Here is a 23,694-nt window from a genome sequence, read left to right on the forward strand (position 1 = left end):
TCCAAATCAGCCATTAACTCGGTAAGCTAACAGACCTTTGGTTAAAATCTTTTAGTCGGAGACTTTGCCCTTATTTATGACTATGACTCACTGCCAGTCAACTGGCGTTATAAAAGAGCAACTCCAGCGAGATAAAGTCTACAACGTGATGAGAAAGTTACAAGTATGATGTGATTCGTAGCATGAAAAAACTAACAATTCCTACACACTTGCTAACAAATAGTAGATGATTTTGACAGATAGTATGGAATTTTTATGGCTTAACACTTATCTAAAGGCCCTTAAAATACGGCCCTGCTGGGAAATGTTCCAATTTTTTCCCAAAATGGCTGAGAAAATTCTTAATTTACTTAATGATACAATGTTGAGTGAATTTTTAGGCTCGGAAAGAGTCTATGCGAGCCGTTATGGGAGCTTTCCGGGCGCATGATAAAGCCGAATGTATTCCCCGCTTGCGCCGCCTGTCGCAATCTGACCCTTTCTTCTTCTGTCAGATCCTGTGCCAACCAGCATAGTACGACGCTATAATTTCCGGTTAATAATGCTTTTTCCATCGCATCTACCGTCAGCTTAGGACTGATATGATGCAACTGAACTATTTTATCCAGCGGCAACCCTGATTGTTGTAACCAGGGACGGCTCAGTTTTTGCTGGGGTGATAGCCAAAGCAACCAGCGTGACTGTGTGCCTAACTGGTGCAGAAAAGGCAATAACAAATGCGTGACATTAGGCTGATCGGCGTTGTAAACGATTTCGCTGATAATTCCCCCACAACATGCGGAAGCACCAGCAGGGAGTGAGTTATTTGAAAATGTTGATTGCTGCGCGTTGTAGGCGCTGAGTGGTTGAGTACGCATAATGACTCCTCCCCATAGTATTACTGTATGTCTATACAGTATCTTTTGCGTGTGTGAAAATCAACCTGATTTTTTCAAAGCGCCTCGCATATTCCACATGCAACATCCAGCAAGCTCATTTTGTGTTTGAAGCCGTGTGCGCCCTGTGATTAATTACTTGTTCCTGTTATTGATCTTCCTACTTTTAACAGGAACAGATTATTTCAATACTAAGGGTTACAGTAATGAAACATTTATGCGAAAAAAGGATTTTGCAATCTAAGCGTTATTTTGCATCTTTGGGAGACATCACTTCCCGTTCTCAGTTTGGTGGCTACAGCATCGCAGCAAATAAAATAATCTTTGGTGTGGTATCGGGAGGTGAGCTTTATCTGAGAGCCAGTAAAAAAGATGAAGTACATTTCCATAACCGCAATATGCCGCATCTTGTCTATACCAAGCGGGGTATACCTATTCCGCTGAATTATTATCTGGTTGACGAGTCTCTGTGGGGAAACCATTTGCAACTGTTGCAATTTGCCAGAATGGCGCTGGCAGGGGCGCAGTATGACAAAGCCGCCAAAAGCGAAAGTGGGCGATTGAAGGATTTGCCTAATTTAAACCACGATATTGAGCGTTTGCTATGGAAAGTAGGCATCAAGAATATTGATGAGTTACAGCAGTGCGGTGCGAAAATAAGCTACCTGAAGTTACGTGCGGTCAGTGCCAATCTCAGTGTGAACACACTACTGGCGCTGGCAGGGGCGATAAGTGGCACGCATCAGGCCGCACTCCCAATTGGGATACGTAATGAACTCGTGGAATGGTATGAGCGCAACGCAGACTCTTCATTTAAAGGACACGACCACTAGATGGATAGCGGTTTGTACACTGGCTATTTTTACAATTTGATCATGTCTTTTTTTAACTGAGTCAGTTCGGGCAATAGCTCAATAAGTAAACCGATCTGCTGAAGAACCAATAATTCTTTGCTGCCGGGATCAGCGGACAGGGATTGGATGCGGCTCACTATGGCATCCAATCCCTGATTTATACGCAGGTTTTCAATCTCCTGACGATGCAATGCGTCATCAACATAACAAACGGCATCATCCAGCAATCGCAGAATATTCGGGCATGAGATTTTTTCTCGGTGAGCGCCCAGCGTAGAGATATAACTCAGCAAGGTGTGGTTCAGGCACATAAAGCGAAAGGCGCCGTCCATTTTGTTTCTAATCGCGTGGGGTTCTGACGACATATTGGAAACTACCGAGGCTAATTCCGCATCGCAGTTATGCGCATCGCGGCGCGCGATACGGTAGGCCAGGCTATTATCCTTCCCCTGATGATATTGCGTCATAATGGCATTGAGATAGCGGCAGTTGGCATCCAGGGTTTTATTGATAACCGCAGGGAGTCCACGAAAACGCCAGTCCGGCCAGATAAAACTGACGGCAGCCCAGGCAATGGCGCAACCCAGCAGTGTGTCGACAATACGCGGTGCAGCGACTTCAAATCCTTCACCCAGCAGGTTGAAACACAGCAACACCAATAGGGTAATAAACATGGTGGCGTGTGCGTATTGTACGTTTCTGAAGGCAAAAAACAGTACGCCGCTGATGACGATCAGCGTAAGTTGTCCCTCAACCGACGGCACAAAATATAAAATGGGCAATCCCAGTAAAACACCGGTCAATGTACCGATGATTCTCAACGCCAGTCTGCGGCGCGTCGCATTATAATTAGGTTGACAGACGAACAGGCTGGTCAGCAGGGTCCAGTAACCATGTTGCATCCCGGTCACCTGGATAAAGGCATAGCCGCTACAGAGTAATACCGACATGCGTACAGCATGACGAAACAACGCTGACTGTGGTGTCAGATGACGGCTGATTCTCAGACGGATATCGCACCACCCGGTAATTTTGTCGTCAGCCAATGTGTTCTCAGCGGTATTTTCTCGTTCGCTCGCCTGTTCTGATTCAATCGTTGAGAGCTGTGCATCTATCGCCCGCAGATTGTTTAGCAGGTACTGCAACGTTTTAATTTGTGATGCTTCGGTATTTTGGCTTTCTGAAACTCGCGTAATCGCGGCTTCAAGATGAACGAAGGCGCGTTCAATACTGCCGTCATGCTGATATTTTTGCTGCAATAGAATGGATTGCGCCAACTGCTGGCAGGCACGCGCCTGCATTGAAAGCAAACGCTGGAAACGGAACAAAATATCGCTGTAGCGAAATTTTTCACGCAGTTGCGGGTAGTGTACATGAGACGAGCTGGCACGTTCATGGATGTCCTGGGCAACGAAATAATAATGTAATGTCCGCCGGGTTCCTCTCTGACCTCTGTCCCCACGCAGCCGCGTTAATAATGATGACTTGGTCTGATTTAGCGAGGCCACCAACTGGCTGTTAACCATTGCGACGTCAATGAGTGGTTGATCCGTTTCCCCCTCGATATCTGGATCGAACAAATTGGCTTTTGCATCCAGATAGCGTGACAGTTGCTGATAACACTGCGCCAGATTGACCTGCAAAGGACGGATAGGAAAAATCAGATGCCCGAGCAGGGTAATCAGGTTATACCAGGATGCGCCCAATAGAAGCATGAGGGGCTGCTCATACCAGGTGGTGTAAAGTGAAATCCCCAGCATGGTGTATATCGCAATTAACAGCGCGCCAAAGGCGATGGTGGCATAGCGTTGCCCTAACGCCCCGAGCAAAATAAAGCCGCACGTTGACAGCGCTAGCCCCAGACCGAATAACCAGGGATAAGGAAAGAGTAGTTCGATGGAGACGGAGGCAATAAAAAAACAGAACAGAGTAATACAAAGATTACGCAGGCGTCCGCTCAGTCGGTCGTCAAGGTCGGCTAACGCCGCCGCCACAACGCCCAGTGTTAACGGAATAGTGGATGTTGGTTGATCGAACCACCAGGGAACCGCGGCTGCGCCGGTAAGGGCAATAAAAATGCGGATGTTATACAGCCAGTTGCTGTTATACACATAGCGGCGGATACCAAGCGAAAATGTGAGCAACGGTCTATCCTCTGGCGCGATTAACGATAGTGACGACGTGCGTTTTCCTCACGCGCCGCTTGTGCCAGTTCGACTGGTACCACGCGGCGTCCGACCGGCCATAGCGCGATTGCGGCGATTTTGAAATTGGCGATACCCACGGGAATGCCGATGATAGAGATGCATTGCGCAATGCCCGTAACGATATGTGTCAGACATAGCCACCAGCCGAAGAAAATAAACCAAAATATGTTCAGCAAAGAACCGCCGGCATTGAGAACATGATTTTTTTCATCAGGCCGTAGTTCATCGACGTGAATGGCTTCATTGCCGTAAGGCAGCAGCGATAATTTGGTAATTTCCCAACATGAGCGGGTCAGCGGCAGCGTAAAGATAAGCAGAACACTTACCACGGTAGCCAGCAGCCAGGACAACGTGGTGAAAAAACCTCCCAGTACGAAATTCAAAATGTTCAATACGGTGCGCATAATCTCTCCTGAATTTCCAAGGTAACCAAACCCTACAAACCCTATGATGGTAAAAGAATTATCACATCAAGCATCAGGATATCCTAATCTGTTTTTTAAGCTAGGGCGTAAATACTGATAACAGGTAGACTACGGTGCTGGCGAGCAACATCTCACAATTTTATGGCGCAAACGTAATGGAACTTAAATCAACATCATTAGGTAAGCATTTGGCGCAGCACCCTTATAACCGGGTGAGGCTGCTTAATGCTGGCGTCGAGGTGAGTGGTGATAAACATGAATATATTATCCCCTTCAACCAGCTTCTCAAGATTCACTGTAAGCGGGGGCTGGTATGGGGAGAACTGGAGTTTGAACTCCCTGCGGACAAAGTGGTGCGATTGCATGGCACGGAGTGGCAGCAAACACAGGCATTCTACCGTTGTTTAATGAAGTCCTGGCAAGCGTGGAGCGAGGAAATGAGCCAGGTGAGTGCTGGCGTTCTACAAAGGCAGGTGGATGACATTCGTGCGCTGGAGCATCAGGACGCCTGGTTCAGCCGAAGGTCACTCGCACAGTTGCAGGAAGATATTTGCAGCACATTTGCCTCATTGCCGCTTCCCGTCGTCCGTTTAAATGAATTTGATGAATGCCGCGATAACTATCGACTTTGTCAGCAATGGCTAGATCGCGGGAATAAAGAACGGACGAAATGTAATCAGGAATGGATGGCGCGTACGCTGGTGCAGCAGCAGGCGTTCTTCCAGTCTGTGGAAACCACCCCGTTGAATAATGCCCAGTGTAGGGCGGTCATTAATGGTGAGGACGCGATATTGGTGCTTGCTGGTGCCGGTAGTGGCAAAACCTCCGTGCTGGTGGCGCGTGCCGCCTGGTTGATGCATCGAGGTAAAGCCACACCCAATCAAATTCTGCTGTTGGCATTTGGCCGTAAAGCCGCAGAAGAAATGAATGAGCGTATTCAGTCCCGTTTGCATACAAAAGAGATTCAGGCCAAAACGTTCCACGCTCTGGCGTTGCATATTATTCAGCAGAGCAGTCGTAAGGTGCCGGTGATCAGCCAACTGGAAAGCGACAGTAAAAAACGGCGTGAATTACTGATAAAAAACTGGCAGCAACAGTGTGCCGAGAAAAAAACGCAGGCGAAAGGGTGGCGGCAATGGCTCATGGAAGAACTGGGGTGGCAACTGCCGGATGGTGATTTCTGGCACGATCGCGCGCTGACGGAGCAGCTTGCCGGACGTCTGGAGCGCTGGCTGGGGCTGATGCGTATGCATGGGGGGAGTCAGGCTGAAATGATTGAGCAGGCGCCAGAGGACATTCGGCCACTATTTCAGCAGCGTGTCCGGTTGATGGCGCCGTTATTAAAAGCCTGGAAAAAATCGCTGAAAGATGAAAATGCCGTCGATTTTTCCGGCCTGATTCATCAGGCCGTCAATCTGTTGGACAAAGGCCGATTTATCAGCCCATGGAAGCATATTCTGGTTGATGAATTTCAGGATATTTCCCCTCAGCGTGCGCGTTTGCTCGAAGCTTTGCGTCGACAGAACAGCAGGAGCTGCTTGTTTGCGGTAGGCGATGACTGGCAGGCCATTTATCGTTTTAGTGGTGCCGAGCTATCACTGACAACGGCGTTTGAACAAAATTTTGGTGCTAGCGAGCAGTGCGCGTTGGATACCACCTATCGCTTTAATGAACGTATTGGTGATGTCGCGAATCAGTTTATTCAGCAAAACCCCAACCAACTCAAAAAGCCGCTGAATAGCCTCGCCAAAGGGGATAAAAAGGCGGTGACCATCCTGCCTTTTGAGCAATTGGAGGCGCTGCTGGATAAATTAAGCGGTTTTGTGAAACCTGATGAGCGTATTTTGATCTTGGCCCGGTATCATCATCTACGGTCAGAGGTACTACAGAAAGCCGCGACGAAATGGCCGAATTTACCTATCGATTTTATGACTGTGCATGCCAGTAAAGGTCAGCAGGCCGAGTATGTGATTATTGTGGGGATGCATGATGGCAAAGACGGTTTTCCTGCGCCAGCGCGGGAATCGGTTCTTGAAGCGGTATTGTTGCCTGAGCCGGAGGATTACCCGGATGCTGAGGAGCGGCGTTTACTCTACGTCGCGCTAACCAGAGCCAAACATCGGGTGTGGTTATTACAGGATACAAAGAATCCATCGGTATTTATCTCGCAGCTTCACCGGCTGGGGGTACCAATCCAGCGTAAACCAGGCTAAGCGCACAAGCAAAAAGGCCGATGGAATTGTCGGCTTTTTGCTAAAATCGCGGCGTTATTTTAAGCGATCCTGCAAGTAACGCTGATAATCCGGGATGGTTATTTCTACTGGCAGTTTAAACAGTTCTGAGTTAATCAAAAAATCAGCCGTTGAGCGGTTAGTGGCAACCGGGATATTCCATACGGTGGCCAATCTCAGCAGCGCTTTAACGTCCGGGTCGTGAGGGACGGCGTTAAGTGGGTCCCAAAAGAAGATCATCATGTCTATTTTCTTTTCAGAGATCAGGGCTCCGACCTGCTGGTCGCCCCCCATTGGGCCACTTAGCATACTTTTCACAGGAAGGCCGGTATGCAATTGAATTAGATTACCGGTGGTCCCGGTAGCGTAAAGCTTATGGTCGGAAAGTTGTTTCTTGTTGGTGGCAACCCAGTCAAGAAGGGCTTGCTTACAATGATCGTGTGCGACCAACGCAATATGTTTGTGTGCGGCAATAGTGCGGGCGGTGAACTGCATGGTGATATCCCTCAATCGGTATGCCAAAGCTGTCGAAGTAGTGCGAACAGATTACGGAATCGCCGTTTCAGTGCAAAGGGATAAGAAAGAAAAATACAAAGCGTTGCCAAAAATCTGGCATAAGTGAACAGAAAAGCGCCAAATTGATGAGATATGTTTTTTATCTGATGATGGTGCGATAACTGTAAAACTTGAAACAAAAAGAGGCCGACCAAAATGAAAGACCGCGAAATCGAAACTGTGTTGACGACGGTAAAAACCATTGCGCTTGTCGGCGCCAGCGAGAAAATGACGCGTCCAAGCTATGGCGTTATGGCGTACTTGCTTGAGCAGGGTTACAGCGTCATACCGGTAAGTCCAAAGTTGGCTGGTCAGGTGTTGCAGGGACAACAGGTATACGCCCGACTGGGCGACATCCCGCAGCGTATCGATATGGTTGATGTATTCCGCCAACCAGAGGCGGCTTATGGTATTGCGCAGGAAGCGATTGCTGTTGGTGCAAAAGTGCTGTGGTTGCAGATCGGGGTCGTTAATGAACCGGCGGCCATTCTGGCTAGAGAGGCCGGATTGGACGTGGTGATGGACCGGTGTCCTAAAATTGAAATCCCGCGTTTGGGATTAGAGAAATAGTCATGTGCCGTTTACCGGTTGGGTTACCTGAACCGGTAAACGCTATGGATGGTGATTTACTAATAGATTCTATTGCAGAACGCGACTCAGTGACGAAGTCGCGGCGCTCTTTGCTGAATAACTTCTGCCAGCTCAATTAAGGAAGGGGGGGAGTTGGGGTTGGCTTCTTCCTGCATTAACTGAGCTTCTGCCAGATAAGTATGAATAGGCTGCCCTGCATCGTCCTCCATCACCACGTGATACCAAGGGGCTGTCCGCAGTGTGTCATGAGCATCAATTTCCTCCCACGTTGGGGATTCCAATGAATATTCAGGGTCGATATCAATAACAACGCCTGGATACCCCAGAAGTTTATGACGAATCTGCTGTCCGATACCAAATTTACAGATAATCATATAACCTCCTGAGAAAACAATGGCACTCTTTAAATGGGTGCTTTAAGCTTTTTTTCAAGTCGGTTGCATCGTGTTGCTGTCGTTTTTTTATAAAGCGCAGCTCTGCTGAACACCCTACCTAAAGTATGGTGTAAATCTGGAGAAGATACAGTCTGGTGCAGAAAATGCACCACCGTAGATTGGCAGCATGATGATAAAAGAGGAGAGCGAGGATGGATAAAATATCAATCGCCGCCTATGTTTACGGCGCCGTACAGGGCGTGGGCTTTCGTTATAGCACGCAACGTCGTGCTGTCGAACTCGGTCTTAGCGGCTATGTTCGCAATAACGATGATGGGAGTGTGGAGGTTGTCGCTAGCGGCGGCCGGTTGGAAGTGGAGCAATTGGTAAAGTGGCTGAAACAAGGGGGGCCACGCAGCGCCAGTGTCGAAAAGGTATTGATTGAACCCCGCGGCACGATCGATTATGAGGGGTTCAAAATTCGCTATTAGCGGTTAGATACATTTAACCGGTTTTGGCAAACCCGCAATTTTGGTCGCTTGTTTCGCTGGCCCTTTTGGGAACAAGTGGTACAGATAACGGCTATTACCTTTTTCTTCACCGTATTTTTGTGCCATCGCTTTTACCAGCATACGAATCGCTGGCGAGGTATTGAACTTAAGATAGAACGACCGAACAAAGCGAACCACTTCCCAATGTGCGTCAGTAAGTTGAATGTTCTCCTGCTCAGCCAGCAGTAATGCCAGCGTTTCGCTCCAGTCAGCGCTACGCATCAGGTATCCCTGTGCATCAGTTTCGATGATACGACCTTCAAACTGCAAAATGTTTTCCCGGATGAATGACGAATGTGCCGAATTTTAGCAAAGTTTGCTGATGCTAAGAACCTTTGCTCCAAGCAAGAAAAGCTCCACTAATGTGGAGCTTTTCGAATTCGCACATGTAGGTAAGATTAATCGTTACGCATAATGCCCAGAATGCTTAACAGGCTGACGAAAATGTTGTAGAGCGCGACATACAGACTAACGGTCGCGCGAATGTAGTTGGTTTCGCCGCCGTGAATAATATTGCTGGTTTCCCAGAGAATCGCACCCGCTGAGAACAGGATGAACAATGCGCTAATCGCCAGGTGCAGGGCTGGGATTTGCAGGAACAGATTGGCAATGACCGCGACAACCAGCACGACAAAGCCTGCCATCATCATACCGGACAGGAAAGACATGTCTTTACGGGTGGTTAAAACATAGGCCGAACAGCAAAAGAAGACTAATGCGGTGCCGCCCAGTGCCAGCATCACGATGTCACCTGCGCCAGACGTAATCAGTGAGTTCAGGATGGGGCCAAGCGTATATCCCATAAAACCGGTGAGTGCGAACGTGGCCAGGATGCCTGCCGGACTATTTGCCAACTTATGGGTCAAAAACATCAGCCCATAAAAACCAACCAGCATTAACAGCAGGCCAGGGGCCGGCAAATTAAGTACGGTACTCGCGGTTGCTGTAACCGCAGAGAATCCCAGGGTCAACGACAGCAAAAAATAGGTATTACGCAACACCTTATGCGTACTGAGTAACGAGCTTTCACGTGTAGAAGAAACAATAATTCGATCCATATTAGCGACTCTCTCTATCAGGGTGCCATTATCCAACTTCAAAGAATAAATAGTTACCAAACGTTATTAAAGGGGGTTTACCCTTCTTTACGCTGTAAATCGCTATATTTATGAACACTATGATGATTTTGCGGGCATTTAAATCTGAGGCGATTATTTTTCAGGCAATTGAACGCAACGACGCTTTACAAGACTCAGCACTCTGTTTATAGTGCGCGTCATTGCGGAGGAGTGGCCGAGTGGTTGAAGGCACCGGTCTTGAAAACCGGCGACGCGAAAGCGTTCTAGAGTTCGAATCTCTACTCCTCCGCCAATCAATTCAATGGGTTAGCTTAGGCTAGCCTCTTTTTTGCTAAAAGATATAAAAAGAATATTCCGAAAGAGCATGGTATTTATCATTGTGCTATTTATTCCCGACTGCGAAAATGGATGTTGTTGATTTTGAAATATTCTTTCCTTATCGGGTGTTGGTCATTATTATCTGCTGTTTAAATAAAAATGACATTGTCCTTCTCTATCAAAGACTGGCAATATTGATTCCTTTTTAATGAGTTAATTTGTAGTTTTTGATGTTAATTAGCTCATGAGGATATATGAAACATCCGTGTGTTGACTTCATCTCTGTGTTTCCTCTTGATTAACCAGATTAAGAGAGTGGCATTAAATCTTTGGCTGAGGTTTTCAATAAAACCTCATTATTTATCAGCTATAAAGTAGTCTTTGTTATTGATGATAGGCAGGTATGCTCTCACCCATTCATTGCCCTCGACCATTTCCCAACTGTGTCCTTCGCCATGGGTATCTTCCGCAAGAAGTACGGTTCCGGGGGAAAGAATAAATGTAGAACCGTCGCTGACTTTAAATTTCAATTTACCTTTCAGTGTGAGGACATACTGTTTTCTTGGGGCCGGATGAAAACTTTTTTCCCAATCTTCAGTGGCGTTATTGATCCAGAATTGTTGTGAAGGGAGCTTTTCTAATGCTGGGATGCTTCCTTTTAAAAAAGCAGAATGGTTGCCTGTCGTATTGATTAACTTAATTGCAGGTATCCGCGCAGTATCATGGCTCGCTGCTTTTGATGATTCTCCATGCCCAGCCATTGGCATGGATGAACTGGCGATGACTGATAATAGAAGTAACGTTGTTTTTTTCATTAACTGAAACCCTGTGTAATATGTTTTTACTTGTTGAATCTTTTTGTGAATTACTGTACTTCTGAAGCGCGTTGGTCGTGTTTTATAGTGTGCAGGATGTTACACCGTTTTTCTCCGATTTGCCATGTACAAGGCGATGACGTCTGGCAGGATAACGAGCGATTGAATTATGTTAATATCTGTGGAGAGGCCTGCTGGAGTGAACTTATTTTAAATAATAAACGAAAAGCTGTGAAATCTTTTACGTCGTTTCATTCGCAATTTGAAAAATGACGAGCTTATATCATAAGAATAAGAATGTATCTCTTTGATGAAACTGTTATTTTTAACTCGCGTCAGAGGGAAATTAAATGACAACGTCATCCTGTGTTTTATGGACGACCAACTCCAGCAAGGCCCGGTATTTGTTTAAAATTAATGTATCTGTTTCTATATCAATCTTATGTAACAGTTTTGAAATAATGGCTTTATTGGTCACCGCATCGCCACCCTGGATTATTTCATCAACGATATGACCCAGTATCGTAATGTCATCCATCTGATTTTCAGCATATGCATAGGCTGCTTTATCTTTATTTGTCTGGGGTGTGTCTTCGCGCATCGATGATCCTCCAGAGTGAGGTCCGTATTGTCTTGGTTGGCAACTGATACCAAGCTATTAGGATATTGAGAAAAAAACAGATCGCGGCCAGCCCGTTATGGGATGACTTATTAATTTTAGCGCATATCGGCTATAACACCCAAAATTTGAAGATAAAATATTGGTAAAGCCAGTAAGCGAGATCGTTTGGAAAAGATTAACAATAAAATATCAGATTGATAAATAAGTGTTTTTTATGTGGAAAATTTCTTATTCCCGGCAATGCTGTCGATATATATAACGCAGGAAGTCTCGATAAAGTAGTGCGGTCATTGATACTCGCGTCGGCGTTATGAACGAATTGAGTTTCACCGGACTGGGCTGTCGTCCAGAGGAGATCGTCACCGCAAGTTTTTTCCATGACATTATGTTTATAAAAGTAAACAAGATCATCTTTCTTTAACGCAAGGCACGCTACGCTTTTATTACAAAAAGGTCATTAGAAAGGGGGGCTGTCATGTACACAACCATTTTAGTGCCCGTTGATCTTGGCGAGGAGTTGTTAACCAAGAATGCGCTTATGCACATAGTAAGAATGGCAATAATATCAGGTGCCACGTTGCCTCTTTTCATGCGCGCTCGGATGTGTCCGCTCTTTTAACCGCCTATTGTTTTGGGATTAATGCGTTTGAGAACGAGGCTTTTGTCAAAGCTAATGATAAGCTGAAAGCACTGTTGAAAACCTTTGATCTTCCGGTATCAAGGTTATCATTCAGCATGAGTTTTGGTATGCCGCAGGAGGAAGTCTTGCAGATGGCGGAAAAAATAAATGCTGACCTGGTGTTAATAGATATCTTCTCGACTCGAAAGCGGCTGCCATAGTGCGGCATGCCAAAACATCGGTGTTGAGGCGTTCGCTAGGCTGCCGTCGGTGTTTTCAGGTTTTCTGAGCACGCTGATATGTGTTCAGGCATGCATTCTCTGCTGCTGCCCAATCAAACGCGCTCATCATTAGAAAATGGAGAAGAGCAATACAACGGGGAAGCTTAAAGGCCAAGTCAGCCCGACCAGTAGCGAAGCAAGTAATCGGATGTGCAATGATTTGTCTTTGCTTAGCAGCAAAGTGACCAGTACTGATATCGCAAAACCGATGAAGTAAATGAGCTTAATCAGCTCCCACTCGGAGTGAGGTGGCACGTTTTTTTCCTTATGTTCTCAAAGCGGCTGCATTCTATGCCGTTAATATTTTATGATCAATTTTTTAACTCAGTCATCTTATACGCTGACTAAATCTGCTTCGTCACTCCGCGGAAGCATCACGAACGGGCTACTGATCCTGTTCTGGAGCATGAACACGACGTCTAGACGTCTATATTAGTGGCTGCTACCAGCTTCGTTTAATATTATGGCTTAATCATTTTATTTTTCTGATGAGTCAGTCATAGAAAACCTAATCCAGGTGTTAATTTTGTTGATCCGGGGAGATTATCCTTGTTTCTCTAGTTCTGCATGTTTAATAAACATAGCGGTTGGCGCGGGCAGAGGGATAGCGTTCTATTGGCTATAAAATGAAGTGACAAAATAAATGATCACTAGAGGGAGGAAAAGCAAAGGCCATTAATTGATATTGTGATAATAAGCAAGCATATTATATAAGTTGTTTTCCGGCAAAAAAGTAAAACCAATTAGAGTGAGATAATCAGCTATATTTTATATGACAAAAATATTAAATTTTTGTTTCAGTATGGACTTTGTATAAAGAGTGTCATAGTTTGGTGTTTTATCCCACGAGAAAGGTAATAAAATGAGTGAGATATCTAGTCTATCGTTGAAAATCCCATCGGATTTGAAAGAGAAAATCAAAGCTTCTGCCCTTGAGAATAAAGTATCAATCAGTGCTGAAGTTTGTGCTCGATTACTCAGAAGCTTTGATGAAAATGACATTTTATCTGTGCCTTCAGTAGAATCTGTTGATAATCAGGGCACCGAAGAAGTGGCAGAGACGCCACTGTCGCAGAAAGAAATAAAAAAAATCAGAGAGTTACTTAAAGTTAAGCCTAAGCGCATTTCAAAGAAAAAATAACCCTGCCTATCAAGTACGCCATGACGCGATGCCCACACAGTGTCATGGCGTACTAATTTTATGTAATAAAAATCACCTATTGTAATTCAGAGCATTATTTTCCCCTTTTTTTTGCCGATAAACGCTATTCATGTGATATATGGAGGGCATTATGGTGAGGGGAACATTGAAGGAAACATTAATATTTTTGCAAGACAATACATCAGAATCTCATCGATATGAGATTTACAAGAGTGAGAGTAAAGATGGCTATTTTATAGTTATCTATACACAAAGAAACATTATTTATGATGGTTCCTCGTTAGTAATCTGGATAATTGACAATCCTCATTACTGTCTTAAATCACATTATATTCCCAATGCCCGGATGGAATGTGAGTCTCACTGGAAAGAAAATTATCTTAATCTGAATGTTTTGTAAAGAGAGGATATTTAGCCACCACAGATATTTTATCTCTTTCTGTTTTAATAAATTAACATTATTAATAATGAAAGGTTTTTTAATTACGAGAATTAATTAGAAATAAAATGTTATAAATTATTCCAATCATTTCCTGTTAAAGTTATTATCCCATCGATTGATAATAACATCATTTATTAAATAAATGGGTTAATTAATAAAAAATGATCGATTAAATAGATATGTTGATGATTTTTTTTTAGAATAAATAAAAAATAAAGATTATCGATTACGCGCCGATACTCCTTTCAGTGCTAAACGGATTAAGTCGATTCCCCAATTCTCGTCCAGAGTGAATAATTAATCTTCATTCTAGACATAATGGTTGGATTTTCTATGCCAACAGGCAAAGTTGGTTGGTTAAATATAAATAATTTGTTTGCTAATTGTTTTGGGTTTGTGTTATGGCGTCGAATTCATTAACCACTATGTTTAGCCTTGGAGTATAAATTATATTATTTATCAGTTGGTTGGGAAGTTTGTGTGTCGCTATTCGTTTTTCACTGTTGGCTATGTTGTTCAGTGATGTTGCCGCTCGGCGATTGTTTCTATTTATCACCAGGATTCATACATGCCAAGCCTTGGATTCATGGGTTTTAATAAAAGTGGTTCATTGGACTATAAGCACTGACCAATAACGGCATTCCATTTTGTTGTAGGAATGAAGTGGGACGAATTGGTCCTGATGCAGATAGAAAGGACGAGTAAAGGAGAATGAAATGAGTTTAGCTAATTGGCGTATAGGATATCGGCTAGGGGCTGGTTTTTCTTTTTTGATATTAATGTTGTTGATTGTCGGCAGTATTACCATTTCCAAGTTGACTGATTTTAACCGTAAAATGGAAAGTATTGTCTCTGAAGTTTATCCATTGACGGTGAAGGGGAATCAGCTCATTGAGGAGTTGAGTCGATATCTTAATAACCAGCAATTGCTTTTATTGCTTGAGTCGGAAGCCGAGATCAAAAAGCAATTAGAAGTGACCAAAGAAAGCACACCGAAAATATCCAGATTAATGGATGATCTGCAAAAATCTGTCAGTGATGATGAGTCACAAGCGATTTTACAGAGTATCGCGGAGATACGGCGTGATTATCTTGCTTCGGCAAATAAGCTCATTGCATCAATTGTTGAGAGGAATATTAGCGCTGCTTCAAATGAATACTTCAATGTTACCCGCGTTACTCAGCAAAAATACACCAAAAAGGTCAGTGATTTTATTGATGTGCAGAATGACAAAATGGCCGCCTCCGCAAAAATGGTATCGACCAGCTACCGCGAAGCGCTGATTCTGCTGACTATCATTATGGCTGTCAGTGTGATTGCCTGCCTGATTATCGCTTCGCTGATTACCCGAAGTGTGACGCATCCGATAAAAGAAGCGCTGGTGGTGGCCGAAAACGTCGCTCGGGGTGATCTGACATCCGAAATTCGGATCAACCGTAAAGATGAAACGGGCATGCTGCTTGCGGCGTTGCATCATATGAATACCAGTTTGCGGCAGATTGTCAGTCAGGTCAGGGACGGTGCCGAAACCATTTCAAGCGCGGCGTCCCAGATTGCGGCGGGTAACCAGGATCTTTCGGCCAGGACGGAGGAGCAGGCAAGTTCACTGGAAGAAACGGCATCATCAATGGAGCAATTGACATCAACCATCAAAAATACGGCAGATAATACCCTTCAGGCAACCGAGTTGGCGGCGAGCACATCTGAGACGGTGAAGAAAAGCGGCGATATGATGGCCAGGGTGACACAGGAAATGCGTGGTATCAGAGATTCCTCGCAGCGTATGTCGGAAATCATTGGAGTGATTGATGGCATTGCTTTCCAGACCAACATTCTTGCCCTGAATGCAGCGGTGGAAGCGGCACGTGCTGGTGAGCAGGGCAGAGGATTTGCCGTCGTGGCCAGTGAAGTCCGCGCGTTGGCTCAGCGAAGCGCAACGGCCGCAAAAGAGATCAAAGAGCTGATCGATGATTCTTTTCATAAGGTTCAGGCGGGTATGGGGCTGGTGGAAGAGACTGGCGTCACGATGAATTCGTTAGTGATGAATGTTCAAGGTGTCAACGGCATCATCAGTGAAATTTCACAAGCAAGCCGCGAGCAGAGTGATGGCGTTAACCAGATCAATCTGGCGGTCGGTCAGATTGACACCACCACCCAGCAGAACGCGGCGTTGGTCGAAGAATCCGCCGCTGCCGCACTTTCCTTGCAGGATCAGGCGCACAGCCTGACGCAGACGGTCAGCCTTTTCAAACTGGGTACTGGTTATACGGCCTCGACTGTCGTGAAAAAACCGGAAACACCAGTCGCTCCAGTGTTGCTGGCGGCTAACGGTGCGGCGGGTACGCGGGAGAAAAAGGCAGGGGATTCAGCAGAGTGGACATCATTTTAATCTGATTTACCTGTATTACTCAGTTAGCGAGACCGCCATTGAATCACTCATTGGCGGTATTTCTTAATTATATCCCTTCAATATTGATTTACTCGCTACACTTGATTGATTCACTCGCTACACTTGGGGTTAGGTTTGATTAATTTTATTTCAATCTTGTTGGCATCATCGAATTAAGATTTTTCCTATTCTGCATTTTCGGTGTCGTAAATATTCCGATTTTTTCAGGCAATGAGTCTTTTGCCAACTGGCACGGATGAGGTAATGGCCAGCTCTTGAATGGCCTGCAACGGTAGCTGTTTGGGATTGCTGCTTATTTGCCGATATTCTTACAGGTTGGCCGCTATAGACGATATTCGTTATTAATTTTTCTGACCCGATTTATCCTCTTTTGATGTTCTTGTTGCTCAAACACTGACCTATTATGATGAACCATCTCTTTATCAAGTTGTCGGAAAGCTAACTTATCCATTAGTATGGATTTTAATTGATTGAAGCACACATACAGGGGGAGTTGTGCTGGTTAATAAATTTGGAATTAAACAGCGAGTTGCCAGTCTTGGCTGGATTTCAGCGATGGTTCTGTTGTCTTTAAGTGCAGCACCGACTTGGGCATTTACTATTGACGATGTGGCGCAAAAGGCAGAAAAGCTGGCGGCTAAGAGTTTTGAGACGCCGAAAAGCAATCTTCCGGCACAATTTCGTGATATGAAGTTTGCTGACTATCAGCAGATTCATTTCAATCACGAAAAATCATACTGGAACGCGTTAAAAACGCCTTTCAAGCTCCAGTTTTATCATCAAGGGATGTATTTCGATACACCGGTGAAAATTAATGAAGTGACGGCAACCACGGTAAACGAGATTAAATATTCAGCCGATTACTTTAATTTTGGCTCCGTCAACCATGATCCCGAAACCGTGAAGAACCTCGGCTTTGCCGGTTTCAAAGTGCTTTACCCAATAAATAGCCCGGATAAGGACGATGAAATCGTCAGCATGCTGGGTGCCAGCTATTTCCGAGTGGTCGGTAAAGGGCAGATTTATGGATTATCATCGCGTGGTCTGGCCATTGATACGGCGCTACCTTCTGGTGAAGAGTTTCCTCGCTTCCGTGAGTTCTGGATTGAACGGCCCAAGCCAAACGATAAGCATCTGGTAATTTTCGCATTGCTGGATTCGCCTCGTGCGACAGGCGCATATCGCTTTATCGTTTATCCGGGACGCGATAACGTAATTGATGTTCAAGCGAAAGTTTATCTGCGAGACAAGGTGGGCAAGCTGGGCATCGCGCCGCTGACCAGTATGTTTCTCTTTGGGCCAAATCAGCCTTCTCCGACGCTGAACTATCGCCCGGCGCTGCATGACTCTAACGGCTTGTCGATTCATGCCGGCAATGGCGAGTGGATTTGGCGGCCGCTGAATAATCCCAAACATCTCTCTGTCAGTACTTATGCCGTGGAGAACCCAAAAGGGTTTGGTCTGTTGCAACGTGGCCGCGATTTTTCCGCTTATGAAGATCTTGATGACCGCTATGACTTACGTCCAAGTGGCTGGATCGAGCCGAGAGGCGAGTGGGGCAAAGGTAAAGTCGAGCTGGTTGAAATCCCGACGGCTGATGAAACAAACGATAACATCGTTGCGTTCTGGACGCCGGATGTGTTACCGGAAACCGGTAAGCCGCTGGATATCCGGTATCGTTTGCACTTCACCCGCGATGAGGATCTGTTACATTCACCCGATATCGCCTATGTTCAGCAAACCCGTCGTTCTACCGGCGATGTGAAGCAGTCCAATCTGATCCGTCAACCTGATGGCTCTATCGCTTTTCTCGTCGATTTTGTTGGTCCGACGCTGAAAGAGATGGATAAAGCGACGCCAGTGGCATCGCAGGTCAGTATTGGCGAAAACGGTGAAATTGTTGAGAATAGCGTTCGTTACAATCCTGTGACTCAAGGTTGGCGTCTGACACTGCGTTTGCGTGTGAAAGACAATAAACAGCCAACGGAAATGAGAGCGGCCTTGGTTAATGGTGAGACAACATTGACTGAAACCTGGAGTTATCAGCTACCTGCTAATGAATAAGTCAACTTCTCTTCTCGATTATATTGAGAAATTGCCCTTGTCTGCTGAGGAGGCAGGGGCACTGCGTGAAAAGCTACCGCATTCCGCTAAGGTCGAACAGACCGTTTTGCATCAGGTATTGTCAGAAGGTGAGCAGGTCAATGTTCAGGTGGAAGAAGATGTTTCGCTGAACTCGGTTAAAGCCCGGCTGGAAATGGCTTGGCCTGATGCGCTGAACGATGGCAAACAACTGGGTAAAGACAGGGAAGGGCGAACGGCTTTAAAGGCCATGCCGACAATCACTCGTGCGTCCATGTTTCCTGATATTTGGCGTACTAACCCGCTGGTTCGCTGGTGGGAAAGTCTGCTGGGTCGTTCTGCGCCACCTCGTTTCCAAACCAGTCCTGAAGAACGGATCGCTGAAAGCCGATGGCGCATGGTCGGAACGATCCGACGTTATATTCTGTTGATACTGACGCTTTTCCAAACGGCTATTGCAACATGGTACATGAAGACAATCCTGCCTTATCAAGGCTGGTCGTTGATTGATCCGTTTGAAATGGCCCATCAGCCTTTGACGCGTTCGCTGATGCAGATACTGCCTTATGTTCTGCAAAGTGGCATTTTGGTTCTGTTTGCCGTGCTGTTCTGTTGGGTTTCCGCCGGGTTCTGGACAGCCTTGATGGGATTCCTGCAACTGCTGATTGGACGCGATAAATACAGCATTTCGTCTACTACGGTCGATAATGAGCCGCTTAACCCGGACCATCGTACCGCCCTAATCATGCCCATCTGCAACGAAGATGTCGAACGCGTGTTTGCCGGGCTGCGTGCTACCTATGAGTCCGTTGAAGCAACCGGCATGCTCGATCACTTCGATATCTATGTGCTGAGCGACAGTAACGATCCTGATACCTGCGTTGCAGAGCAAAGAGCTTGGATGGAGCTTTGCCGGGATGTGGGCGGTGCGGGGCGTATTTTTTACCGCCGCCGCCGCCGCCGTGTAAAACGTAAAAGTGGCAACATTGACGACTTCTGCCGTCGCTGGGGCAATCAGTACAGTTACATGGTGATTCTGGATGCCGACAGCGTCATGAGTGGCGAATGTCTGACATCACTCGTCAGGCTGATGGAAGCGAACCCGAATGCAGGGATTATCCAGTCCTCTCCGAAAGCCTCTGGCATGGACACCCTTTATGCGCGCTGTCAACAGTTTGCCACACGTGTATATGGACCGCTCTTTACCGCCGGGCTCCATTTCTGGCAGTTAGGTGAATCCCATTACTGGGGACATAACGCCATTATCCGGGTGAAACCGTTTATTGAACACTGTGCGCTGGCGCCGCTGCCAGGCGAAGGCTCATTCGCCGGCGCTATTCTTTCCCACGATTTTGTTGAGGCTGCGCTGATGCGTCGCGCCGGATGGGGAGTCTGGATCGCCTATGATCTGCCGGGTAGCTATGAGGAGTTACCGCCGAACCTGCTGGATGAACTGAAACGCGACCGTCGCTGGTGTCATGGTAATCTCATGAACTTCCGTCTGTTCCTGGTCAAAGGGATGCATCCGGTGCATCGTGCCGTATTCCTTACCGGGGTCATGTCGTATCTTTCCGCGCCGTTATGGTTCATGTTCCTGATGCTATCGACGGCTTTGCAGGTAGTGCATACCCTGATGGAACCACAGTATTTCCTGCAACCCAGACAGTTATTCCCTGTCTGGCCGCAATGGCGGCCCGAGCTGGCAATCGCACTATTCTCGACCACGCTGGTATTGCTGTTCCTGCCAAAATTGTTAAGCGTGATTTTGATTTGTGCAAAGGGCGCGAAAGCCTACGGGGGTATGTTCCGCTTATTCATTTCGCTTCTGGTGGAAGTGCTGTTCTCGGTGCTTCTGGCGCCGGTCAGGATGTTGTTTCATACCGTGTTTGTGGTCAGCGCGTTCCTTGGGTGGTCTGTTCAATGGAAATCGCCTCAGCGTGATGATGACGCGACATCGTGGGGTGAAGCATTTGTCCGTCACGGTTCCCAGTTGGCGCTGGGGTTGGTCTGGGCGATCGGCATGGCGTGGCTGGATCTGCGTTTTCTGTGGTGGCTGGCGCCAATTGTGTTTTCATTGATCCTGTCGCCGTTTGTCTCTGTTTATTCCAGCCGGGCCTCGTTGGGGCTGGCGTGTAAGCGCGCCAAACTGTTGCTGATCCCGGAAGAATACGAACCGCCGCGTGAGCTTGTCGCAACGGATGAATATTGCCAGTTGAACCGCCAACGCAAATTGGAGAACGGGTTCATTCAGGCTGTGTTTGACCCTTCCATCAATGCGCTTGCCAGTGCGATGGCAACAGCACGCCATCGTTTCAGTCGGGCTATTGAAGAGGCGCGCGAGCAGAACGTCCTTGACGCGCTGAGTCGCAAACCAGAAGAGGTAGGTGATAATCAGCGTTTGGCGTTACTCAGCGATCCGGTGACGATTTCCCGCCTGCATTATCTTGTGTGGCAGAAGCCTGGCGAGCATGCCGCGTGGTCCGACTACTATCGGAGAGTCTCGGCGCCTATAATCAAAGGCTGATCTTTCTTCAATCGGTATGCGAAAAGCAACAGTCCTGACTGTTGCTTTTTTTGTTGTTGTCTCTATTGCCATTCAGCTATCTGCCGGGGAGAGTGTTGCGTGCGTCAGCCTGACGTTTCCTTTTTTCCTCATCATTCAGGTTTTGAAGTACGCCGTTGTAAACTCCTCCAGGAATAGATGACATTGATCAAGACGACCAGAGCCGTCACGATAAATACCGCGCGGAAGCCATAATTAGCTGAAATGGAAGCGCCGATGATGGGGCCTGTGACGTTACCGACATCACGGAATGACTGGTTATAGCTAAAAATTCGTCCCGCTACCTGATGGGAGGAATGATAAATCAACAGCGTTTGCACGGCCGGGAGCAATGCGCCGTCCGCAGCGCCTAACAGGAAACGCAGTATACCCAGTTGCCAGGGCGTCTGAACAAAAGCCATGGGAATGAGCAGCAGAACGGACATAATCAGCATGGCAATCAGAATACGTTCCGGGCCGATTTTATCGCCCAGCTTACCTAGCCTGGGCGCGCAGAGCAGTGCTGAGACACCTGGAATGGCGGCGATCATGCCGCTAATAAAGGCGAGATTCTGTGTCGTCCCAGCTAAGTCGCGAACAAATAGGGTAAGAATGGGGATAACCGAACCCGATGCAACCTGAATGATTAACGTCGTTATGAACAGACTCAAAATCAGCCTGGGGTTCTTCAGAGATGTAATCACCTGACGACCGCTCAGCATGTCCTTTTTACGTACCGCGGTAAAACGTTCCTGCACAAATAGCAGTGTGATCAGAAAACAGATAAACAGCACGCCGGCTGTGATAAAAAAGACGGGACGTAATCCATAAACATCCGCCAAATATCCCCCAATCAGCGGGCCGATTAGTGCCCCACTCACCGCACCTGTGGATAGTGTTCCCAAGGCCCAGCCACTCTTATTGCGAGGAACCTGCGTAGCGATCAAAGCGTTTGCATTGGGAACAAAGCCCCCCAGGACGCCAAGTACTGCCCGAAGGCACAGGAATTGCCAAATGTTTTGCGCTAATCCCATCAAAACCATAACAATACACATCCCAAGCGCAGAACGCAGCAGCATCAGTTTGCGCCCTTTACGATCGGCGAGTCGTCCCCAGAAAGGGGAAGCGATGGCAGAAAAAAGAAACGTGATGCTGAAAACAATCCCCGACCACATGTTCAGCGCACTGTGGCCCGTGATGCCGAGCTGTTCAACATAGAGGGGAAGAAACGGCATGACAAGGCTGAATGCGGCACCGGTGAAAAAGCAACCCAGCCAGGTAACATAGAGGTTACGCTTCCAATCAATCGGTTCCGTTTCTGGTGTCATAATTTTCCGAGCTTGTTATTGCTATTTTTGGATGGACGGCAATTGGTGAGGCGAAAAGAAAATATTACATAGCAGACAATGTAATTAGTATGAGCCGCTTACCCTAGCTCGGCAAGGCGTAGATGCTTGATTAGCAAGAATCGTTCAATTTTTCAGACAGATGGTATGGAGGGGCGGTCTCCTCCACGACAATGGCATGGAGGGGAAGACCGGGACGATTAATACAATGAGGGCTCGCCTTCCGGGCGGGTCTTAAAACGACGATGTAGCCACATGTATTGATCGGGGGCTAACAGAATATTCTGCTCAACGATTTTGTTCATCCATGCCGCTGTCGCCGCTTCGTTTTCCACAGGAATATCCAATTTTGCTGATTGGATCAGCAGTTCGTATCCTTTCCCGTTCGGTAGACGGCGGGGAACGAAAGGCACGATAGCCGGGCGGGCCGATTTAGCCAGCATATAGCTTCCTACCGTGGTTGCCGCTTTATCTACCGCAAACAGGGGAACGAACACACTACTGCGCGGACCGTAGTCGTGGTCGGGCGCGTACCAGATAATTTCGCCTTGTTTTAGCGCCCGGATCATGCCCTTCAGATCTCTACGGTCCAGCATGCTTTTATTCGACCGCAGTCTGCCCCAGGTTTGGAGCCAATCAATTAATTTATTATCGTTGGGGCGATAAACACCGATCCCCGCGTTTCTTATACCGAAGATGCGCGCACCGAGTTCCAGCGTCAGAAAATGCAGTCCGATAAGCAGAATACCGCAGTTTTGTTCACGCAGGCGGGTGATATGCTCGACGCCTTTGACAGTGAACCAGCGCTCAATACGCCAATCCGGCCAGAACCACGCCATACCGGTTTCCAGAATCCCCATCCCGACGGCCTCGAAATTTTTTCTGACCAGTTCGTTTCGCTCCGTCAGCGGCATATCGGGGAAGCAGAGTTCAATATTGCGGGTGGTAATCTCGACACGGCGCGGCAACAGACGCATGGACAGATGTCCGAGTCGGGTGCCTATCCAATAAAGAAAGGGATAGGGTAACAGGACAATGAGATAAAGCATTCCGATACCCAGCCAGGTTACCCAGTAACGTGGGTGTAACAGTGAACGATTAAACGAGGGGATCTGTGTCATGGCCTTAGTATCAATATTCCGGTGCTGATCAGCACACGTACCGTTAAAAGGAATGAATAAAATTTTACTCAGCAGGATAGATTATTGCGGTAGTTTCTTGAGAAAACAAACTGGCAACGTCTTTCAGCCTGATTTTTATACAAAAAATGGAATTGGCATAATAATATCATCTTCTGATGATGTTTTTTGAC

21 protein-coding genes and 1 tRNA gene are annotated in these 23,694 nt (G+C 46.7%); 10 read left to right on the top strand and 12 right to left on the bottom strand.

Going from position 1 to position 23,694, the window contains the following annotated elements:
• Positions 1 to 350: 350 nt before the first annotated feature.
• Entirely contained in the window at positions 351 to 857 is a 507-nt protein-coding gene (gene sulA, locus EH207_RS06995) for an SOS-induced cell division inhibitor SulA (RefSeq protein ID WP_137713326.1), read from the bottom strand.
• A 224-nt stretch (positions 858 to 1,081) separates the two neighbouring features.
• On the opposite strand from sulA, the gene EH207_RS07000 reads away from it, so the two are divergent.
• Positions 1,082 to 1,708, top strand: a complete 627-nt coding sequence (locus EH207_RS07000; RefSeq protein WP_137713327.1) for a TfoX/Sxy family DNA transformation protein — start codon at positions 1,082 to 1,084, stop codon at positions 1,706 to 1,708.
• A gap of 29 nt (positions 1,709 to 1,737) precedes the next feature.
• On the opposite strand, the gene yccS is transcribed toward EH207_RS07000, so the two are convergent.
• Together yccS and EH207_RS07010 are read right to left on the bottom strand one after the other, a co-directional pair.
• Complete coding sequence (yccS, locus tag EH207_RS07005; protein ID WP_137713328.1) at positions 1,738 to 3,873, bottom strand: YccS family putative transporter; 2,136 nt, start codon at positions 3,871 to 3,873, stop codon at positions 1,738 to 1,740.
• Positions 3,874 to 3,893: 20 nt separating this feature from the next.
• Positions 3,894 to 4,340 (bottom strand): YccF domain-containing protein, encoded by a 447-nt coding sequence (locus EH207_RS07010; RefSeq protein ID WP_137713329.1) that lies wholly within the window; start codon positions 4,338 to 4,340, stop codon positions 3,894 to 3,896.
• 176 nt (positions 4,341 to 4,516) lie between these two features.
• On the opposite strand from EH207_RS07010, the gene helD reads away from it, so the two are divergent.
• Complete coding sequence (gene helD / locus EH207_RS07015) at positions 4,517 to 6,574, top strand: DNA helicase IV (protein WP_137713330.1); 2,058 nt, start codon at positions 4,517 to 4,519, stop codon at positions 6,572 to 6,574.
• Positions 6,575 to 6,628: 54 nt separating this feature from the next.
• Here helD and EH207_RS07020 read toward each other — a convergent pair whose 3' ends face one another.
• Complete coding sequence (locus tag EH207_RS07020) at positions 6,629 to 7,087, bottom strand: methylglyoxal synthase (protein ID WP_137713331.1); 459 nt, start codon at positions 7,085 to 7,087, stop codon at positions 6,629 to 6,631.
• A gap of 216 nt (positions 7,088 to 7,303) precedes the next feature.
• Here EH207_RS07020 and EH207_RS07025 point away from each other — a divergent pair, with 216 nt between their 5' ends.
• Positions 7,304 to 7,717 (top strand): CoA-binding protein, encoded by a 414-nt coding sequence (locus EH207_RS07025; protein WP_137713332.1) that lies wholly within the window; start codon positions 7,304 to 7,306, stop codon positions 7,715 to 7,717.
• Positions 7,718 to 7,803: 86 nt separating this feature from the next.
• On the opposite strand, the gene hspQ is transcribed toward EH207_RS07025, so the two are convergent.
• Entirely contained in the window at positions 7,804 to 8,112 is a 309-nt protein-coding gene (gene hspQ / locus EH207_RS07030; RefSeq protein ID WP_137713333.1) for a heat shock protein HspQ, read from the bottom strand.
• Positions 8,113 to 8,324: 212 nt separating this feature from the next.
• Here hspQ and yccX point away from each other — a divergent pair, with 212 nt between their 5' ends.
• Positions 8,325 to 8,603 (top strand): acylphosphatase, encoded by a 279-nt coding sequence (yccX, locus tag EH207_RS07035; RefSeq protein ID WP_137713334.1) that lies wholly within the window; start codon positions 8,325 to 8,327, stop codon positions 8,601 to 8,603.
• 3 nt (positions 8,604 to 8,606) lie between these two features.
• Here the strand turns inward: yccX and tusE are convergent, their stop codons facing one another.
• Together tusE and yccA are read right to left on the bottom strand one after the other, a co-directional pair.
• On the bottom strand, positions 8,607 to 8,936 hold the full coding sequence (gene tusE / locus EH207_RS07040; protein WP_137713335.1) for a sulfurtransferase TusE: 330 nt from the start codon (positions 8,934 to 8,936) through the stop codon (positions 8,607 to 8,609).
• A 125-nt stretch (positions 8,937 to 9,061) separates the two neighbouring features.
• A complete protein-coding gene (gene yccA / locus EH207_RS07045; RefSeq protein ID WP_137713336.1) occupies positions 9,062 to 9,721 on the bottom strand; it encodes an FtsH protease modulator YccA in 660 nt (219 codons plus the stop codon).
• A 225-nt stretch (positions 9,722 to 9,946) separates the two neighbouring features.
• On the opposite strand from yccA, the gene EH207_RS07050 reads away from it, so the two are divergent.
• A tRNA-Ser gene (locus tag EH207_RS07050) sits at positions 9,947 to 10,034 on the top strand.
• 382 nt (positions 10,035 to 10,416) lie between these two features.
• On the opposite strand, the gene EH207_RS07055 is transcribed toward EH207_RS07050, so the two are convergent.
• Positions 10,417 to 10,875, bottom strand: coding sequence for a cupin domain-containing protein (locus tag EH207_RS07055; RefSeq protein ID WP_137713337.1), 459 nt, complete (start codon positions 10,873 to 10,875; stop codon positions 10,417 to 10,419).
• Positions 10,876 to 11,221: 346 nt separating this feature from the next.
• A complete protein-coding gene (locus EH207_RS07060) occupies positions 11,222 to 11,476 on the bottom strand; it encodes a biofilm development regulator YmgB/AriR family protein (protein WP_137713338.1) in 255 nt (84 codons plus the stop codon).
• Positions 11,477 to 12,100: 624 nt separating this feature from the next.
• On the opposite strand from EH207_RS07060, the gene EH207_RS18595 reads away from it, so the two are divergent.
• Positions 12,101 to 12,337: an adenine nucleotide alpha hydrolase family protein gene (locus EH207_RS18595; protein WP_377804931.1), complete on the top strand. Its 237-nt coding sequence runs from the start codon at positions 12,101 to 12,103 to the stop codon at positions 12,335 to 12,337.
• Positions 12,338 to 12,466: 129 nt separating this feature from the next.
• Here the strand turns inward: EH207_RS18595 and EH207_RS07070 are convergent, their stop codons facing one another.
• On the bottom strand, positions 12,467 to 12,652 hold the full coding sequence (locus EH207_RS07070) for a GhoT/OrtT family toxin (RefSeq protein WP_137713339.1): 186 nt from the start codon (positions 12,650 to 12,652) through the stop codon (positions 12,467 to 12,469).
• 607 nt (positions 12,653 to 13,259) lie between these two features.
• Here EH207_RS07070 and EH207_RS07075 point away from each other — a divergent pair.
• From EH207_RS07075 to mdoH, 4 genes are all read left to right on the top strand, one after another.
• Positions 13,260 to 13,538 carry a hypothetical protein gene (locus EH207_RS07075; RefSeq protein ID WP_137713340.1) on the top strand — a complete coding sequence of 93 codons (279 nt, stop codon included), beginning with the start codon at positions 13,260 to 13,262 and terminating at the stop codon, positions 13,536 to 13,538.
• A 1,179-nt stretch (positions 13,539 to 14,717) separates the two neighbouring features.
• Positions 14,718 to 16,391 (top strand): methyl-accepting chemotaxis protein, encoded by a 1,674-nt coding sequence (locus EH207_RS07080; protein ID WP_137713341.1) that lies wholly within the window; start codon positions 14,718 to 14,720, stop codon positions 16,389 to 16,391.
• Between the two features lie 576 nt (positions 16,392 to 16,967).
• Positions 16,968 to 18,476: a glucan biosynthesis protein G gene (locus EH207_RS07085; RefSeq protein WP_137715293.1), complete on the top strand. Its 1,509-nt coding sequence runs from the start codon at positions 16,968 to 16,970 to the stop codon at positions 18,474 to 18,476.
• Positions 18,469 to 21,018, top strand: coding sequence for a glucans biosynthesis glucosyltransferase MdoH (mdoH, locus tag EH207_RS07090; RefSeq protein WP_137713342.1), 2,550 nt, complete (start codon positions 18,469 to 18,471; stop codon positions 21,016 to 21,018). Before EH207_RS07085 ends, mdoH begins: the two co-directional genes overlap by 8 nt.
• Before the next feature lie 131 nt (positions 21,019 to 21,149).
• Here mdoH and mdtG read toward each other — a convergent pair whose 3' ends face one another.
• Together mdtG and EH207_RS07100 are read right to left on the bottom strand one after the other, a co-directional pair.
• Entirely contained in the window at positions 21,150 to 22,364 is a 1,215-nt protein-coding gene (gene mdtG, locus EH207_RS07095; RefSeq protein ID WP_137713343.1) for a multidrug efflux MFS transporter MdtG, read from the bottom strand.
• A 218-nt stretch (positions 22,365 to 22,582) separates the two neighbouring features.
• Positions 22,583 to 23,503 carry a Kdo(2)-lipid IV(A) acyltransferase gene (locus tag EH207_RS07100; protein WP_137713344.1) on the bottom strand — a complete coding sequence of 307 codons (921 nt, stop codon included), beginning with the start codon at positions 23,501 to 23,503 and terminating at the stop codon, positions 22,583 to 22,585.
• Positions 23,504 to 23,694: the final 191 nt, after the last annotated feature.

Origin of the sequence: Brenneria rubrifaciens (assembly GCF_005484945.1) — a bacterium.
Lineage (GTDB): Bacteria > Pseudomonadota > Gammaproteobacteria > Enterobacterales > Enterobacteriaceae > Brenneria > Brenneria rubrifaciens.

Coding starts and splice junctions, on each gene's coding strand:
- sulA (WP_137713326.1), bottom strand. CDS start 857: ATGCGTACTCAACCACTCAGCGCCTACAACGCGCAGCAATCAACATTT.
- EH207_RS07000 (WP_137713327.1), top strand. CDS start 1,082: ATGAAACATTTATGCGAAAAAAGGATTTTGCAATCTAAGCGTTATTTT.
- EH207_RS07010 (WP_137713329.1), bottom strand. CDS start 4,340: ATGCGCACCGTATTGAACATTTTGAATTTCGTACTGGGAGGTTTTTTC.
- helD (WP_137713330.1), top strand. CDS start 4,517: ATGGAACTTAAATCAACATCATTAGGTAAGCATTTGGCGCAGCACCCT.
- EH207_RS07020 (WP_137713331.1), bottom strand. CDS start 7,087: ATGCAGTTCACCGCCCGCACTATTGCCGCACACAAACATATTGCGTTG.
- EH207_RS07025 (WP_137713332.1), top strand. CDS start 7,304: ATGAAAGACCGCGAAATCGAAACTGTGTTGACGACGGTAAAAACCATT.
- hspQ (WP_137713333.1), bottom strand. CDS start 8,112: ATGATTATCTGTAAATTTGGTATCGGACAGCAGATTCGTCATAAACTT.
- yccX (WP_137713334.1), top strand. CDS start 8,325: ATGGATAAAATATCAATCGCCGCCTATGTTTACGGCGCCGTACAGGGC.
- yccA (WP_137713336.1), bottom strand. CDS start 9,721: ATGGATCGAATTATTGTTTCTTCTACACGTGAAAGCTCGTTACTCAGT.
- EH207_RS07055 (WP_137713337.1), bottom strand. CDS start 10,875: ATGAAAAAAACAACGTTACTTCTATTATCAGTCATCGCCAGTTCATCC.
- EH207_RS07060 (WP_137713338.1), bottom strand. CDS start 11,476: ATGCGCGAAGACACACCCCAGACAAATAAAGATAAAGCAGCCTATGCA.
- EH207_RS07075 (WP_137713340.1), top strand. CDS start 13,260: ATGAGTGAGATATCTAGTCTATCGTTGAAAATCCCATCGGATTTGAAA.
- EH207_RS07080 (WP_137713341.1), top strand. CDS start 14,718: ATGAGTTTAGCTAATTGGCGTATAGGATATCGGCTAGGGGCTGGTTTT.
- EH207_RS07085 (WP_137715293.1), top strand. CDS start 16,968: ATGGTTCTGTTGTCTTTAAGTGCAGCACCGACTTGGGCATTTACTATT.
- mdoH (WP_137713342.1), top strand. CDS start 18,469: ATGAATAAGTCAACTTCTCTTCTCGATTATATTGAGAAATTGCCCTTG.
- mdtG (WP_137713343.1), bottom strand. CDS start 22,364: ATGACACCAGAAACGGAACCGATTGATTGGAAGCGTAACCTCTATGTT.
- EH207_RS07100 (WP_137713344.1), bottom strand. CDS start 23,503: ATGACACAGATCCCCTCGTTTAATCGTTCACTGTTACACCCACGTTAC.